Consider the following 390-nt stretch of genomic DNA (forward strand, 5'->3'; position numbering starts at 1 on the left):
CTTGTCCGGCCCGGTCTGCGGGTCGGTCAGGCGCGCGGCCCACTGCGGATCGTTGCTGAACAGCAGCAACCCTTCGCTGGCCTTGTCCAGGCGCCCGACCGGTGCGATCCAGGGCAGGCCGGCGCCATCAAAACAGCGGTACACCGTGTCACGGCCACGCTCGTCCTGCGCCGTGGTCACGACCCCGCGCGGCTTGTTGAGCATCAGGTACAGGCGCTGCGGCGCAGCCATCGGCTGGCCATCGACCTCGATCGGCGGCGCAGGCTGTCCGATCGGGAACTCGGGATCACGCACGACGCGGCCGGACACGCGCACCCGGCCTTCGGCGATCCAGCGCGCGGCCTCGCTGCGCGAGCACACGCCGGCCTTGGACAGCACGCGCGCCAGGCC

Annotated in this window: 1 protein-coding gene; it reads right to left on the reverse strand. The window is 72.1% G+C overall.

All coding sequences use genetic code 11. The features are described 5' to 3' along the window. Nucleotides 1-390 (reverse strand): pseudouridine synthase (locus tag EN850_RS34015; RefSeq protein ID WP_210238020.1); only part of this gene is annotated, 390 nt, incomplete at both ends.

Origin of the sequence: Mesorhizobium sp. M8A.F.Ca.ET.207.01.1.1, assembly GCF_004794715.1 — a bacterium.
Classification (GTDB): domain Bacteria; phylum Pseudomonadota; class Alphaproteobacteria; order Rhizobiales; family Rhizobiaceae; genus Mesorhizobium.